This is a genomic window from Acetobacter sp. P1H12_c (assembly GCF_018811975.1).
Classification (GTDB): domain Bacteria; phylum Pseudomonadota; class Alphaproteobacteria; order Acetobacterales; family Acetobacteraceae; genus Acetobacter; species Acetobacter persici.
On the sequence record NZ_JACRVR010000009.1, the window covers coordinates 43,509 to 59,564 of the forward strand.

Below are 16,056 nucleotides of genomic sequence, written 5' to 3' on the forward strand. Positions count from 1 at the left end.
TTCCCGCATGACCCAGTCCTGTTCCCCTACCGGTTGCGGCCCGCTCACGCCCGAGCAGGAGCATATTCTGAAAGGCCACGGCACGGAATATCCGGGCTCCAGCCCACTTAATCATGAAAAGCGGCCCGGCCTTTATCATTGCGCGGGCTGCGGTCAGACCCTGTTTGATTCAGAGACCAAATATGAAAGCGGCAGCGGCTGGCCCTCGTTTTACGATGCCCGGCCCGGTGCGGTGGAAACCACGCAGGACACCCGGCACGGCATGGTGCGTACGGAAGTGCATTGCGCGTCCTGCAAGGGGCATCTGGGCCACGTCTTTCCGGACGGCCCACTGCCGACCGGCCTGCGCTATTGCATGAACGGGCTTGCGCTGGCGTTTGAACCCTCTTGAAACGGCAGGTCGCCCATCCCACTTCCAAAATCATGACATACGCTCATACCATGGCCGGAAACGGCGCGTTCCATACCGCTGAGGACATTGCGCACCGTCTGCGCCGTGTCCGGCGTCTCGCATGGATACTGGATGCCGCATTCCGGCTGCCCGGCACGCGCTTCCGCGTGGGGGTGGATGCCCTCGTCGGGCTGCTGCCGGTTGGTGGCAGCGCGGTGATGGGCCTCGTCTCCCTTTATATCGTGTGGGAGGCGTGGAGACTGCGCGTCCCCACGGCTCTTCTGGCCCGCATGGTCGGCAACGTGCTTCTGGAAACTGTTGTGGATACGGTGCCGGTGGCAGGGGATCTGTTTGACGCCGCCTTCAAGGCCAACCTGCGTAACGTGGCGCTTCTGGAGCAGTATTTCGGGCAGACTGGCCGCACGGCACCCGGATGAAATTGCTTTTCAGGAAGAGAGCATAATCTTTTCCTGAAATTGCGAATTATTCTTAAGTATGCTAGCACGACGCAGGCTTCATCAGGCGCTGGTCAGATCATGCAGGATACTCTCACAGTCTTAACACAACTGATGGTGGCGGAGCGGCCCACGCTGCTGCGCCTGATGTATCGCATCATCAAAAACCGGGATGCGGCGGAAGATGCCGTTCAGTCTCTTTTCGAGAAAATACAGCGTGTTGAACAAACCCTTATTATAGGCAGCCCCAAAGCCTATCTCTACCGGCTGGCCGCCAATCTGGCGATTGACCATGCCCGCAGCCTGTGCCGGCGGGAAGATGTGCAGGACAGTATTGATGAACTGCTCTGGCTGGAGGATGATACACCCACCGCAGAGCAGTCTACGGCTGCCAAAAAGCAGCTCGCCCGCGTGGAGGATATGATTGAAACCCTGCCAGAACCGATGAAGACGTTTTTCTGCCTCAACCGCTTTCACGGTCTGACACAGACAGAAATCGCCCGCAGGTCCGGTAAGTCGGTGTCCATCGTCAATCGTTATATCCATCAGGCTCTGGACCGTCTTTCCGCAGTCCGCGAGGATTAAGTGGTTTATAAAGAACAGGATACGGCCGAGGCCGCGCGGGCGTGGATTATCCGCATGGCGTCCGGCGGCATGACAGCGGAGGATCTGGAGGCTTTTCGCCAGTGGCGTTCTGACTCTGCCGAGCATAACAGAGTGTTTGAAGAAGAACGCAGGCTCTGGCGTGCCGCCGCCCTTTCTCCGCAGCAGGATCAGGCCGTGCAGGCCTCATGGTCCCGTATGGGGCGGCGGAGACTGATCAGGAAAAGCTGCTTTTTTTCAACTGCTCTTGCCGCGTCCATTGCCCTGTCTTTCTACGCGCCCATGCTGAAAACATGGGCTCAGGCTGACCGGTGGACCGGGAATACGGTGCAGACACTGATGCTGGCGGATGGGTCAGAGGCCATTCTGGATAGTGATACCGCAATCGCCCTGCATTATTCACAAGGCCAGCGAGGGGTCACGGTGCTGCGCGGGAATGCCCTGTTCAAAGTCAGGCATGATGCCGCGCGGCCTTTTACCGTTACGGCACAAAATGGCACTATCCGGGATGTCGGCACGGTGTTCGAGGTGCGGGACGCGGAAGACCACGTCACGGTCTCAGTCAGTCAGGGCAGTGTGGACGTGCAGACACCACAGGCCGCCATCGCCAGACTGCATGAAGGGGATCGGCTGGTTTACGGCAGAGAAAAAACATTTACGGTCGATCACGCCGTCAGTCCGGAGGAGATTGCCGCATGGTCCCGCGGGAATCTGATGCTGGACGGGGCGACAGTCAGAAACGCCATCAGGACCATTGCCCGTTATCGGCGCGGCGCGGTGTATGTCTGGGGAACTGTCTCTGAAACACGCCGTATCAGCGGCGCATTCCGTATTGATCATCCTGAGGACGCGCTGAAAACCGTCGCCACGATTGCAGGCCTGAGAATGACGCAGCTTCCGGGCAATATTCTTCTGCTGCGCCCTGAGTGAGGGCCAAAAGCCCTCACATTTCTGGTTTTTACCAGTGATACCCGATCGTGCCATAGGCAACACGCTTGGCACCGTAATAGCACATATCGCTTGATCCGCACTGCACATATGTCTTGTTGCCAAGGTTACTGATACTCAGCCGAACATTCAGCCCTTTTACAGACTGAAAGAGTTTTCCGGCATCCCAGTTAAAGCCGCCATCAAACAGGACGTAGGACGGATTGCGGAAGGAGTTTGCCTGATCCGCCCAGCTTCTGCCCTGATACCGCCCGCCAAAATTGATGGAAAGTCCGGGCGCAATCGTATCAGGAAAATGATAGTCAAGAAAACCGGATGCTGCGTTTGTCGGCTGCTGGGTCAGGTGTTTTCCCATAAGGGAAACAGTCTGACCGTCCAGTGTTTTACCTGTCAGGTTTGTACGGGAATTATAGACCCGGTTCCAGGTGTAATTGAGGATAAGGTCAAGCCCCTGAGCAAGGTTGGCGTGCGCGGAAACTTCAACCCCTCTGGATTTCACCTGTCCGATTTCACTGCTGTAGTTAGGGAAGTCAGGATTACCGACCAGAACATTGTTTTCTGAAAGATCATAATAGGCTGCGGAAATAAAAGACTGGATGTATGGGATCTGGTATTTCAGGCCCACTTCCCACTGATGGCCGGAAAGGGGATCGGGCTGCCTGAGTGTTCCGGCACTATAGACATTCCCTGTTTGTGGCATGAAGGATTTGGCATAGTTGAAATAAGGGGCCAGCCCGATTTTGGAAACATAATTGATGCCTGCGTTCCATGTGAAAGGCCGGTTGAAAAGGTCCTTTCCACCATATCCGTTCCAGTCCTGTCGCCCTGCAAGAGTGACATAGAACCGCCGCCAGTTCATCTGATCCTGAAAGTAAACAGCGTCCTGCCAGTACGGATATTTGGTCCACGTAAATTTACCATTGGTGGCGCGTGTATAATCTGTTGATGTATACTGGTGATATTGCGGATTAAGAATGCTGACATCCGGCACGGTATTGAAGTCAAACCCCCAGTAACCATCCGCCCACTGGCCTCTGTAATCCACACCCACCAGAAAAGAATGGGAAATTGGCCCGGTGCGCACTTTATAGCTGAGATTTGCGGTCATTTGAGAACTGCGGCCTTTATACTGGCCACTGCAAAAAGCAGATCTGCTGATCGTCATGGTTGTGAAGTCTACATCACCAAGGGTCAGGCGGCATGCACTTCTGCTCTGCTCGTCAAAACGTGCCGTAGCGTTAAATTGCAGATTTTTTGTAAATTCGTGGTGGAAGAGCGCCTCCACCATATATTCGCGATTCCAGCTGTTACTGAAAGCCGGGTCACCATAATAGCGTGAAACAGGTATGCGACCAAAGTCCGCTTTAATCAGACTACCATATGCAGGAACACCAATAGACGGATCTACGGTCTGCGGATCGTAAGAAAACTGTCCGATAAGCGTAATATTGGTTTTATCGTCAATTTTCCATTCAATATCCGCCTGAGCGGCCAGCCGTTTGTAATGGTTATAATCGACCTGTGAGCCCTGAGTAATGCCAACCCCAATCACGCGGTAGAGCAGGGTTTTGCTTTTATTAAGCGGGCCGCTAAAATCCAGTTGCCCTTCATAACGCCCGTAATTGCCAAACCCGACGTTAAATTGCCCCTGGGCTTTTTCAGTCGGGCGCTTGAGCGTCATGTTAATCAGGCCGCCGGGGTTCGCCTGCCCGTACATCACGGAGGATGGCCCGCTCAGAGCTTCAATCCGATCCAGAAAAAACGGATCACTGACAGATGTGCCATTCAGCAGTCCGTCAACAAATGTATAGGATTCAAAACCACGTTGCCGGACAGGCTGAAAAAGGCTAGCGGACGGGGTGTTGCTATTGGCCGTTGTGCTGACAATCCCCGGTGAATATTGCAGCGCCTGCCCGATGGTCAGGGGTTGCAGATCATCCATCTGCTTGCGGGTAACAACATAAACCGATTTCGGGACCTGTATGAGCGGCGTGTCCGTGCGCGTGGCGGAGGCACTCTGCGTGGCCACAAAGCCCACCCCCGGACCATAGGCAGACTGGCCCACCCCGGAGGAGGCCGCCGTGCCTCCCACCCGCACAGGCCCGAGCATAATGGCGGAGGAGGCCTTACTCAGCACAACACTGCTGGCGCCCGTAAAGCGATAGGTCAGCCCCGTTCCTGCCAGCAGGCGGGAGAGTGCGTCCTGCGCGGTCAGTGTCCCGCTGACTGCGGCGGAATGAACATCCCCCGCGTCAGACGTCGGATACGCGACCTGAATACCGGATTGGGCCAGAAAGGCATGGAGTGCGGTGCGTAAAGGCTGCGCGCCAATTGAAAAGTGCCGGACGGTCCCGGCACCAGCACCGGTATCGGTCCCGGCAACGGATGTTTCTGCGTGGGCCGTGTGGGTCAAAAGCCCGGCAAACTGGCCTGATGCCAGCAGAGTCATCAGACAGACTCCAGAAACGGACGCCGGTTGGCGGCGCGATGTGTGACCCATCTGTAAACGTTGCTCCCACATGCAATTGAGAAGAATTCTCAAAAAATAAGCTTATAATGGAAGACGAACTGGCGGCGCGGATCTCCACACCTCAGAGGGTATTTTTTTGGAAGGGATGTTTTTTTAACGGAAGTCAGGCGGGAGCCGCGCCAACACCTTTCAGGAACAACGCCCACGCCTGCTCAAAAAACGCATCGCGCGCAGCGTCATCTTCCAGCGGGTTCAGGCCAAACAGGCTCTGCTTCATGGGCCAGCCGGTCAGCATCCCGGCCCAGAGATGCGTCGTGGTGGAATCCGCATGCCCGGCTCCAATCTGTCCGGCTGCCTCCGCCGCCCTCAGCAGGCGCAGGAAGTTGGCATGGAACGGCTTGTTGATGTTCTCAATCGCATGGTCAATCAGGCTGGGGTAACGGTACGCATCAGAAATCAGAATCCGATACGTCCCCAGCGCGTCCGGCCGCAGCACAAAATCCAGCATCAGGCGACTGATCGTCTTCAGCTCCTGGAGCGGGTCTTTCAGCGGTGTCTCCGCCATGGTGCGTAGCAGGCAGGCCGTGACGTTGGTAATCACCGCCTTGAACAGTTCTTCCTTGGAGGGGTAGCGCCGGTAGAGCGTCTGCTTGCTGGCCGAGGCCTTGCGCGCAATCTGGTCTACCGATGTCCCGGCATAGCCATGCTCGACAAACAGGCTGGCCGCCACCTCCAGCAGATGCTGGTCAAGCTGTTCCGTGCCATAGGGGGTCGGCCGCCCGCACCGACGCTTCTTCCCCTCAAGGCAGGGGTGCGCCATGTCCAGATGACTGGCTGCGTCAGGTTTCGTCATAAAGCAACGGGCCTCAAAGAGCGGAAAAAAGCGTGTCAGGTGTGTGGCGGAAAGGCGTTGTCTCGCTTTTTTTGGCAGGAAAGACAAGACCAGCCCGGTCCTGCCTGCCACCATGCCCAAATCTGCCATGCTGATAAAGCCTGTCCTCACCTCTTCTCCTATGTGTGACACTCAGGCCGCTGGCGCACCTGCATAAAGCGGCGCAGGATTACGCAACGCTGCACCGTAATCCGGCAACAGGGCAGCAGGAGAGACAGAAAACCATGGTGCCGCCCACCCCAGACCATCAGGATACGCCCGGCGGTCTTTCCCACGCCCCCAGGCCGGAAGGCGAGGCAGACCGCACAGGCCTGCATGGCGCCGCGCAGCCCTTTCCCGGTCCGTCCTCTCCCCATCCGGCCGCCCCGGCAGAGGCGCATCTCCATACGCCTGACACACAGGCTCTGGCCGCCATCCTCGCGCTGGACCACACGCTGGCGCGGTTTTACCGGCTGATCATGGTCGTCGTGGTGCTGGCGGTGCTCGCCGTTGTTATCAGCACCGGTGGTCCGGTGCTGATGGTTGTATGTGCGTCCGCACTGGTGGCGGTGGTGCTGCACGGGGCCGCCCGCTGGATCACGCATCTGCTGCGCCTGCCGGAATGGCTGTCTGTCATGCTGCTGGTGCTGGCTCTGGGGGCGGCCGCTACGGCGCTGGTGCATGTGTTCGGGCCGGAAATTGTGGTGCAGGCCGCGCATCTGCGCACCGCTCTGGTCTCACAGATCAGCGCCCTGCATGACCGGCTGAACAGCGGAGACTTCGGCCGCCTGATTCTGGATCACGTGCCGCAATCGCTCGGCGGCAACCAGAGCGGGGCAGGCAGCCGCGCGCCGGGGCTGGATTTTGCGGGGTCCATGACCAACGTGCTGACGTCCACCTTCGGCTCCGTCGGCACCCTGATCGTTATTGTCATCGCCGGGATCTATTTCGCCCTTTCACCCCGCCTGTATGCCAACGGGATTCTCAGGCTCACGCCGGAACGGCACCGGCCTCTGGTCCGTTCCCTCCTGCAAACCATCGCGCATACGCTCTCCGCATGGGTGGCGGGGCAGATGCTGGATATGACGGTGGTGGGTGTGCTGACATGGCTCGGCCTGTGGGCTATCGGCATGCCGCTGGCGCTCCCGCTCGGGCTGGTGGCGGGCACTGCCAATTTCATCCCGTATCTGGGGGCTTTTGTGGGGGCTATTCCGGCCTTGCTGATCGGCCTGTCCGTCGGCACGCAGGAGGCGCTCATGGTGCTGGGCCTGTATAGCGTCATTCAGGCGTTTGAAGGGTATATCATGTCGCCCTTCATCCAGAAGCGCGCCGTCAGTATGCCGCCAGCCCTCACCATTCTCTCACAGACCATTTTCGGCGCGTTTCTGGGCATGTGGGGCTTTATTTTTGCGTCCCCCATCACCGCGGTTCTGCTGGCGGTCGCCACCCGTCTGGCTTCCCCGCTTAAAGAAAAAGATATGCTGTAAATCCGCTCTTTCCCCTTCTCCGTGCATACGGCATAGGGTGCGCCGGATGACCGTGCGGAAGGAAAAAACGGGGATGAACACGCGCAAGCCGCTGGACGCAACAGCCACCAGCCTGATGGTGGGTCTGTGCTTCTGCTTCGGCCTGCAACAGGTGGCGCTCAAAGCCGCCGCGCAGGACATGGCCCCCATTTTGCAAATTTCCCTGCGGTCCGGTCTGGCGGCCCTTCTGGTGGTGGGCCTCATGCTCGCCCGGCGGGAACGTCTGGTGCAGATCAGCCGGACATGGAAGCCCGGTCTGGCCGTGGGCGTCCTGTTTTTTCTGGAATATCTGTTTACCGGCCAGTCCCTGCGCTACACCTCCGCGTCCCGCTCCGTGGTGTTTCTGTATACCTCCCCCATTTTTGCAGCCCTTATCCTGCACTTCATGGAAGCGTCAGAGCGGATGGGCCCGCGTCAGTGGGCGGGGATTCTGCTGGCCTTCTGCGGTATTGCTGTCGCGTTTCTGGGGCATCAGGCCGTGGCAGGGCAGGGGGCGGATCTGTCTTTGCTGGGGGATGCACTGGCCCTGCTGGCCGGGGCAAGCTGGGGGGTGACAACCGTTGTGATCCGTATGTCCAGTCTGGCCACTGTGCCCGCCAAACAGACTTTGCTCTATCAGCTTGCCGGAGCCTGCGTGCTCCTGTTCCCTATGGCGGTGCTGCTGCATCAGACAGACTGTACCGTCACGCCCATCCTGCTGCTCAGTCTGGGTTATCAGGTCTTCATTCTCTCCTTTGTCGCGTTTTTGCTGTGGTTCTGGCTGCTGCGCCATTATCAGGCCTCGCGCATTGGCGTCCTGTCCTTCATGACGCCCCTGTTCGGCGTGCTGCTGGGGGCTGTGCTGCTGCATGAGCCGGTGGAACCGGGCTTTGTCACCGGGGCCTTACTGGTTGTCGCCGGGCTGGTGCTTGTCAGCGGGGCCGGGTGGATCAGCCAGAGCCTGAAAAAATTCAGACACCCCGCCTGAAGGGCGGAAAAACCGCACGGCAGAGACGCCGCATCACATCCCTGAGACCCACCGGCCTGTTTGCCTGACATGTGTGCAAAAAGGTGGCGAGCGGCACGTTTTATGTGCATGTTTGGCCCCTTCTTTGCCTTGCCCCGTCTCAGGAACCGGCCATGACGTCTTCGTCCGAGTATGAAAAATTCAACACTCTCAGCCCGTTTGAACTGAAAGACCAGTTGATCAGACTGGCCTCCGGTCGTGCCCAGCGCGCCATGCTGGATGCCGGGCGGGGCAACCCCAACTTTCTGGCCACACTCCCCCGGCAGGGTTTTTTCCAGCTTGGCCTGTTTGCCACAGCGGAATCCGAATTGTCGTTTTCCTACATGGCGGAAGGCATTGGCGGCTTCCCCCGGCGGGACGGAATTGAGGCGCGCTTCAACGCCTTTGTGGCCGACCATAAGGCGGAACCCGGCGTCGCCTTCCTCCGCCGTGCCCTGTCCTACGTGCGGGACCAGCTTGGCCTGTCCGCCGAGGGCTTTTTGCAGGAAATGACGGCAGGCATCCTCGGCTGTGACTACCCCACACCCCCGCGGATGCTGAAATATTCAGAGCAGGTTGTCCGTCATTACCTGCTGCGGGAAATGGCGGGCGGCACCATGCCGGACGCCACGACGGACCTGTTCGCGCTGGAAGGGGGCACAGCCGCCATCAGCTATATTTTCGCGTCCCTGCGGGAAAACGGGCTGATCCACCCCGGCGATAAAGCTGCCATCGGCATGCCCGTCTTCACGCCCTACGTGGAAATTCCGGAACTGCGGGATTACCAGTTGCAGGAAGTGCCCGTCTACGCCGCACCGGAAGCAGGCTGGCAGTATCCGGACAGTGAGCTGGATAAACTGCTGGACCCGGCCGTCAAAGTCTTTCTGGTGGTCAATCCCAGCAATCCGCCTTCCGTCAAAATGAATGATGCCGGGCTGGCCCGCATTGCGGAAATTGTCAAAACCAAACGCCCCGACCTCATTATCGTCACGGATGATGTCTACGGCACCTTCGCGGATGATTTCCGCTCTCTCTACAGCGTCTGCCCGCAAAATACCGTTCTGGTCTATTCTTTTTCAAAATATTTCGGTTCCACCGGCTGGCGTCTGGGCGTTGTGGCGACCCACACGCAAAACGTGCTGGACCGCGCTCTGGCCGCCCTGCCGGAAGCAGAAAAGCAGGTGCTGGATAAACGCTACGCCTCGCTCACGCCGGATGTGCGCGGCCTGAAGTTTATTGATCGTCTGGTGGCAGACAGCCGCAGCGTAGCTCTGAATCACACAGCTGGTCTCTCCACCCCGCAGCAGGTGCAGATGGTGCTGTTCGCCCTCTTCGCGCTGATGGACGGGCGGGACGCCTATAAAGCCGCCCTGAAAAACCTGCTGCACCGGCGGGAAATTGCGCTTTATCGGGACCTCGGGGTGCCCGCGCCCAATGATGCAGGCAGCACACATTATTATACGCTGATTGACCTCGCCAATGTCGCCACCCAGCTTTACGGCACCCGCTTTGCCCGCTGGCTCATGACGCGCGTGGACTACCAGACCATCCTGTTCCGTATTGCGGAGGAAACAGGTGTGGTGCTGCTGCCCGGCATCGGGTTTGCGGCCCGTCGCCCGTCTGCCCGCGCGTCCCTCGCCAACCTGAACGAATATCAGTACGCTGCCATCGGGGCCGCTCTGCGCCGCATGGCGGATGATTATTACGACCGCTACAAACGCGAAAAAACGACTGACACATCAGGAAAAAACACACCCTGATCTGATTAGCCTCCCTGCGGGGAGGCAGCGCATCAGCCGTCGCCGGGGGCAGGAGAGGTCTCCTCGCTCCCGTGCGGTGGGGCACAACTGGCTTCCGCAGTGCCGTAGAGCAGTGTGGTTTATACGTCACGCTCCGCTTTTATTCCACTATTGAAATAGTATAAAAATAATACAACAAAAATAACGCAACGAATCATAATGTGCGCATTGACGGTGTGGTTTATTCCCGATATCCCCACTCAGGAATACACTAAATATGGTCGTGCTATGATGATATCACCAAGACACTTAGTTTTTATCGGGACTGTTTTGTCGTCTTGCGGGATGAGCATGGCCATCGCGCACGCGCAGGATACCGCGCAGGCCACCACGGGCAAAACACGTCCGGAACTCCGTAAAGCGGACAGGAAAAAGGCCGCCACCGTACCGGCATCCGCGTCCGGTACTCTGCGGCATGGAACGCCAGCACCGGCGAAAGCCCGGACCACCCCCGCCAGACGGGAAGAACTGGAAGTGCATGGCAACGCAACCCCCGTCTTTTCAGGAGGCGCGCTGGGCAATAAAAGGCCGCTGGATACGCCGTTTTCCATTCGTACGGTCACCAGTGCGGAAATACAGGAACGTCAGGTAAAATCCCTGTCCAGATTGCTGTCTCAGGACGCCTCCGTCGTAACAAACGGGGATACCTATTCTTTCAACGCTTATAGCGTAACCGTGCGTGGTGTCCCGCTGGATGATTACAACGGCTATAAAATCAACGGCTCACCCTTTTACATGACAACGGTGGAACTGCCGCTGGAAAGCTTTGAAAATGTCCAGCTTCTCAAAGGTGCATCCGGCTATATGTACGGATTTAACGCGCCCGGCGGGATCATCAATTACCAGACCAAAAAACCGACGGAACAAAGAACCTTTTCTGTTGATGCGGGCTATAGCTCCGCCGCCATTGCCAGTGAGCATATTGATACCGGCGGCCGCCTGTTTAACAAGGTCTTCGGATATCGCCTGAATCTGACGCATGAAAAAGGCGAGACCTATAACGGCTCGCATGTGGAACGCTATTCCGGCTCTCTGGGCGTGGATGCCCGGATTGCCAAAAACCTGCTCTGGACAGCGGACGCCATTTATCAGGACCGAAAAATACGCGGTCTGGTGCAGGATTTCTTTATCGACCCCACAACCTACCCGTCAAACAGCCTTCCTGCCGCCATCAGCGGCAATAAGGACCTGAACTCCTATCCCGGTTCCATGTTCACATCGCACGTCCTGTTTCTGACAACAGGGCTGAAGTGGGATATCAGCCGCAACTGGAAATTCCATGTGGATTACAGCCACAGTCAGGACTGGCGTTCATACCAGAGTGAATGGATGTCCCTGAACAACAGGCAGGGGGATTATGACTCCTACCTGTCCACAGACCCGCGGAGCTGGTCAGACTATAATCAGGCGCAGGGTATTCTGGAGGGGAGTTTCCATACTGGCTTTGTCAAACATGATTTCTCACTCGGGGCAACATGGCAGGGGCTGACCAAATATCTCCCCACCAGCAGCGAATACGTGAATATCGGTTCGCAAAATATGTTCGCCCCGATTATCCCGCGCCCGTGGGCTATCAATAATGAGTCCTCGGTCTACCGGAACTACCGGTCTGATCAGGTCGGCCTGTTTTTGAGCGATACCGTGACCTTCACTCCGCAATGGTCCCTTCTGGCCGGTGTGCGCTACACCAATTTCCAGCAGAACAGCTACAGTGCGGCGGATGTCAGAACAGCGGCCTACAAGGTGAATCCCGTCACCCCGACAGTCGCGCTGCTGTATCACCCGGTCCATAACATGACGGTCTATGCCAGCTACGTGCAGGCACTGGAAAATGGCGGCACAGTCGGAGATACTTATAAAAACGCCCGCCAGACACTGGCGCCCATCCGGTCCGATCAGGTGGAAGTCGGGGCAAAAATCACACGCAGCACATGGGATCTCACAGGTGCGCTTTATCGCATCACCCGTGGCGCGCAATATGCCAATGCGGAGAATTACTACGTCTCCAACGGGACACAGGTTTATCAGGGGTTTGAACTGAACGGCCATGTGGACCTGCCGCTCGGCTTTGTCGTAACGGACAGTCTGGGAATTGAGTCTTCAAAATATAAAAAGACCGACCCCTCCATTCAGGGGAACACAGCGGAGGCTATTCCTACTTTCCAGAACATGTTTACGCTGACAAATAATATTCGGGCTGTACCGGGTCTCTCGGCGTCAGCAGAAGTGCATTACACCGGCAGAATGTGGGGAGATGCCATGAACGTCTATCATATTCCCGGTTACACCCTGCTCAATCTGCGGGCCAGCTATCGCACGCATATCGGCAAACATCGTGTTACCTTCAGGGCGGAGCTGGATAACGTCGCCAACACGCATTACTGGGGCGTCCTCGCGTCAGATTACTTTTATGTCGGCGCGCCCAGAACCGTCTATCTCAATGCCCGGTTTGATTTATAAACAGACCAGAAAAAAAAGCGCCACTCCCGGAAGAGTGGCGCTTTTCTCCTGATACTGGCTTACGCGGAGCGGGCCAGTGCCGGAGCAGCCTGCTCAGGCTCAGCAAGATACCCGTCAGCCAGATCGGCTGTAATCATCAGCATCCCCATCTTGCCGTCTGTCTGTTCAGACAGTGGCAGAACAGCATTGCCGTTTGTCCAGACAGAGATCTGCCCCTGTGCAGGATACCAGCCATTCAGCGTTGCATCATCCCGGTAGGTCGTAACCTCGGTCCGCTGCGTATTGCTGATAAACTGGATGGCACGGACAGCAACGCCCAGAGACCGGCGATCATCCACAAACGGGCCAACCACATCACTCGGGCGGCTGGCGCGAGAGAGAATACGCACGGTCTCTGTCCCGGCAGGCAGCATGAAGCTGTAGGTCTGCCCATCATAACGGACGGGGCGAATAACCGCGCCATTGCCCATCATCAGATGCAGGTCCGCATCCCGGTGCAGCGTTGCTGGAGCCAGAGGCGTCTGGCTGCCAGCGACTGTGCCGGTCCGGTCTTCCAGAGCGCGGAACAGCGGTTCTACAAAAGAGCGGCTGACACACAGCGGTGCGGCGGCGTCCTGGTCCCAGGTGCGTTTGCCTGCTGCGCGGAGAGCCGCAACCTTGCCTTCCTGACGGAAGGATGCGCGGTTGCCAGTGTCCAGATAGCTTTCAGTCAGCATACCATCCGCAATGATCACGGAATGGTCCTGCGTTTCGACGTGATAATAGTCGTAAGAGGTGATGCTGGTGTCATAAAAAACGGAACGTCCGTTTACAAGCATACGCACCGGCACAAACTTGTCTTCAAAAAACAGGCAATGTTCCGCTGTAATCAGCATATCTTTGTAAGGAACACCGTCGGCAATGGCGTCTTTCAGAACGCGCACCGGGTAGCCTGCTTCATCTACCGGAACGCCAGAACGGACCGTAGTGTGGGCCTTAGCCACCCAGACAACGGTGCGTGTTGCGTCACAGCCATTTTTCCAGTCAAAGGTCACCAGCCTGTCACCCAGACGGATCTCTTCAACACGGACATCCCCGCTGACTGTCCGGATCATGCTGCCAGCCAGGAAGCACGCCTCAGAGCTGTCGCTTTCAATCAGCCAGCCATTATTGGCGGAATCTTCCACAATCTGGGTGGAGGACGGCACATACCCATCAGTCGGCGTAATCGTGCCGTAGGTCACGGTGTTCCCGTTCGCAAGCCCGATTGTCAGGGTGTAGGATGTCTTGTCCGCATTCAGCGTGTACGTGGCGGAAACCGGCTTTGACGTCAAATCGGCAATGCCAAAGCGAGTATTTTCAGAAACACCGTTCAGCGCGACATTCCCGGTCTGCGTCTTATCACCGGGATTGTCGATATAAACAGTATTGACCGTGGTGGGGTCCACGTTAATGGTCGTCAAGGTGTCGTAGCTGATACCCGGCTGGGCAAACAGCGTGCTGTTCTTTGCCATGTTGACCGTGCCGCCCTGTACCCAGACAGGCTTGTCCACAGTCCCCAGTGAGGCATTGATCAGGTTCAGTGTGCCGGCATTGTTCAGAGCGCCACCATCCAGCGTGACGTTACCCTGATTGTTCAGAATGGTAATGACACCACTTTCGCGGTTCATCGTGACACCACCCAGCTCCACATTGGAGGGGGTATCAATAATAATGGTCCCGTTATTTTCAAATCCGGCCGTTGCGAACACGTTGCCGACATAACCTAAACCAGCCTGCGCCGTAATTTTCAGCACACCGCTCTGCCAGACGCTCAGACTACGGATCTGGTTATAATCCACGACGTTATCAACAACAATCTGCGGATCGTCGGTGCTGTTCATCCCGCCGATATTGACGTCGGCGTTCTGCTCAGACTGCGGAATGGGGTTGCTGGTCCACACGTCTGTGTTGGACGTATCAACAACATTCCCTGTGCTGTCCAGCAGGGTCCAGTTTGCGGAATCGTTCCAGTCGCTGGACTTCGCCCCTGTCCAGTGCCAGCTCATGTCGTGCTGGTGGAAGTCTTCAGCCGAGCTGCTGTACTGAGACGTATCCCCACCGGCATCCGTCGCAGTTGTCGCGGTCGTGACCATCTGCTGATGGAGCGTGTTGTCCGTATAGCCGCCCGTTGCCGGGGTCGAGGACGTATCTTCAATATCCCAGCCGGATGTGGCGCTGTCCTGCACAATGTTCAGCGATGCCGGGGGCGTATAACCAGCCGCCATGTGAAGGTTTGTGTATGTCAGGTCACTGCCATCAGCCATGGCGATCTTGAGGGTGTAAGACCCGTCAGTATTGGCCGTGTATGTTGCGGAAACCGGGGCAGTCGTCAGTCCGGCAACGCCAAAACGCGTATTTTCTGAAACACCATTGATCGCGGAAGTCTGATCATTGGTGCTGCCGGTGCCAGTATGCAGGAAACCATTGTCCTGAACATAAATGGTGTTAACAGTCGCCGGATCAACATTGATTGTGGTGCCAGCGCCGGAATTCAGGAAAACGCTGCTGTTCTGCTGGAGGTTAACCGTTCCACCGTTGACCCACATGGGCTTGCCAGCAGAGCCGAGCGAGGCATTGATCAGGTTGAGCGTGCCACCGTTATTCAGCGACCCATCATCAAAAACAACATTCCCATGGTTGTTCATGATGGTAATTGTGCCGTCACCACGGTTCGCAGTGACGCCGCCAAATTCTACAAGAGACGGCGTATCGACAATGATGTTGCCGTCATTCTCAAAACCGGCGACGGCAAAGACATAGCCATGCGTTCCCTTGGAGCCCTGCGCCGTAATTTTAAGCGTGCCATTTTCCCAGACGCTCAGACTGCGGAACTGGTTGTAAATGGGGGCATTGGCCACAACCGTAACAGACGATGCTGTGCTCCCGCTGGCCCCGATGCTGACATCAGCATTCTGCTGAGACTGCGGAATGGCGGAGCCGCTGATGGTGGACGTATCAACAACATTCCCGGTGCTGTCCGTAAGCACCCAGTTTGCCGGGTCCGTCCAGTCCCCGGTTGCGCCGCCGGCCCAGCTCCATGTCATGTTATGATGATGGTAGTTGGCTTCGCCACCTGCATACTGGTCTGTGCTACCACCAGCGGAGACGGCATTCTCTTCAATCTGCTGAAAATCAACGGATGAGTCGGATGTAGTGCTCAATGTCGCATTCCTAATCATTAACACAAAGCTAACCTGAGAGGTCAGATTTGTTAAAAAGACGATAACTTTATTAAAAAAGAAAAATTGTTAGGGCAATGGAAACAAAACAACTTATTTATAATCTGTATTAAACAAGATAAGAATAAATCATAATCGTAAAAAGAATGATTGTCTTTTTATTGAAATTTATTGCTTACCAGAGACGCCTTCTAGTCTGCAAAAAATAGTGGCTATGAAAGGACTTTGACACCTTAAGTCTTTAATAAAAATAGAGAATTCTAAAAATTCGGCATGAAGTCCGCAGAGGATTTTGTAGACTAAGATACGTTTTGTCGAAAAATAAGAATTCAAGAAAAAAAATGATAC

At 56.6% G+C, this 16,056-nt stretch carries 11 protein-coding genes; 8 read left to right on the top strand and 3 right to left on the bottom strand.

Annotated features, from left to right (window positions below; all coding sequences use genetic code 11):
* Window positions 1–7 precede the first annotated feature (7 nt).
* From msrB to KP699_RS07250, 4 genes are all read left to right on the top strand, one after another.
* Entirely contained in the window at window positions 8–391 is a 384-nt protein-coding gene (msrB, locus tag KP699_RS07235; RefSeq protein WP_025826220.1) for a peptide-methionine (R)-S-oxide reductase MsrB, read from the top strand.
* Between the two features lie 32 nt (window positions 392–423).
* A complete protein-coding gene (locus KP699_RS07240; RefSeq protein ID WP_215762114.1) occupies window positions 424–828 on the top strand; it encodes a DUF4112 domain-containing protein in 405 nt (134 codons plus the stop codon).
* Between the two features lie 99 nt (window positions 829–927).
* Complete coding sequence (locus tag KP699_RS07245) at window positions 928–1,431, top strand: RNA polymerase sigma factor (RefSeq protein WP_077931057.1); 504 nt, start codon at window positions 928–930, stop codon at window positions 1,429–1,431.
* Entirely contained in the window at window positions 1,432–2,379 is a 948-nt protein-coding gene (locus KP699_RS07250; protein WP_212374986.1) for a FecR domain-containing protein, read from the top strand. It abuts the gene before it with no gap.
* 28 nt (window positions 2,380–2,407) lie between these two features.
* Here the strand turns inward: KP699_RS07250 and KP699_RS07255 are convergent, their stop codons facing one another.
* On the bottom strand, window positions 2,408–4,846 hold the full coding sequence (locus KP699_RS07255; RefSeq protein ID WP_252346860.1) for a TonB-dependent siderophore receptor: 2,439 nt from the start codon (window positions 4,844–4,846) through the stop codon (window positions 2,408–2,410).
* Window positions 4,847–5,030: 184 nt separating this feature from the next.
* Window positions 5,031–5,720 carry a TetR/AcrR family transcriptional regulator gene (locus tag KP699_RS07260; RefSeq protein ID WP_252346861.1) on the bottom strand — a complete coding sequence of 230 codons (690 nt, stop codon included), beginning with the start codon at window positions 5,718–5,720 and terminating at the stop codon, window positions 5,031–5,033.
* A 164-nt stretch (window positions 5,721–5,884) separates the two neighbouring features.
* Here KP699_RS07260 and KP699_RS07265 point away from each other — a divergent pair, with 164 nt between their 5' ends.
* The 4 genes from KP699_RS07265 to KP699_RS07280 all read left to right on the top strand — a co-directional run bounded on the left by KP699_RS07265 (window position 5,885) and on the right by KP699_RS07280 (window position 12,508).
* Complete coding sequence (locus KP699_RS07265) at window positions 5,885–7,225, top strand: AI-2E family transporter (RefSeq protein WP_374196903.1); 1,341 nt, start codon at window positions 5,885–5,887, stop codon at window positions 7,223–7,225.
* A 73-nt stretch (window positions 7,226–7,298) separates the two neighbouring features.
* Window positions 7,299–8,231 (top strand): DMT family transporter, encoded by a 933-nt coding sequence (locus KP699_RS07270; RefSeq protein WP_215762115.1) that lies wholly within the window; start codon window positions 7,299–7,301, stop codon window positions 8,229–8,231.
* Window positions 8,232–8,383: 152 nt separating this feature from the next.
* Window positions 8,384–10,009, top strand: coding sequence for a bifunctional aspartate transaminase/aspartate 4-decarboxylase (locus KP699_RS07275; RefSeq protein WP_212354735.1), 1,626 nt, complete (start codon window positions 8,384–8,386; stop codon window positions 10,007–10,009).
* A gap of 330 nt (window positions 10,010–10,339) precedes the next feature.
* Complete coding sequence (locus tag KP699_RS07280) at window positions 10,340–12,508, top strand: TonB-dependent siderophore receptor (protein ID WP_252346862.1); 2,169 nt, start codon at window positions 10,340–10,342, stop codon at window positions 12,506–12,508.
* Between the two features lie 59 nt (window positions 12,509–12,567).
* On the opposite strand, the gene KP699_RS07285 is transcribed toward KP699_RS07280, so the two are convergent.
* A complete protein-coding gene (locus KP699_RS07285; RefSeq protein WP_252346863.1) occupies window positions 12,568–15,690 on the bottom strand; it encodes a Hint domain-containing protein in 3,123 nt (1,040 codons plus the stop codon).
* Window positions 15,691–16,056 lie beyond the last annotated feature (366 nt).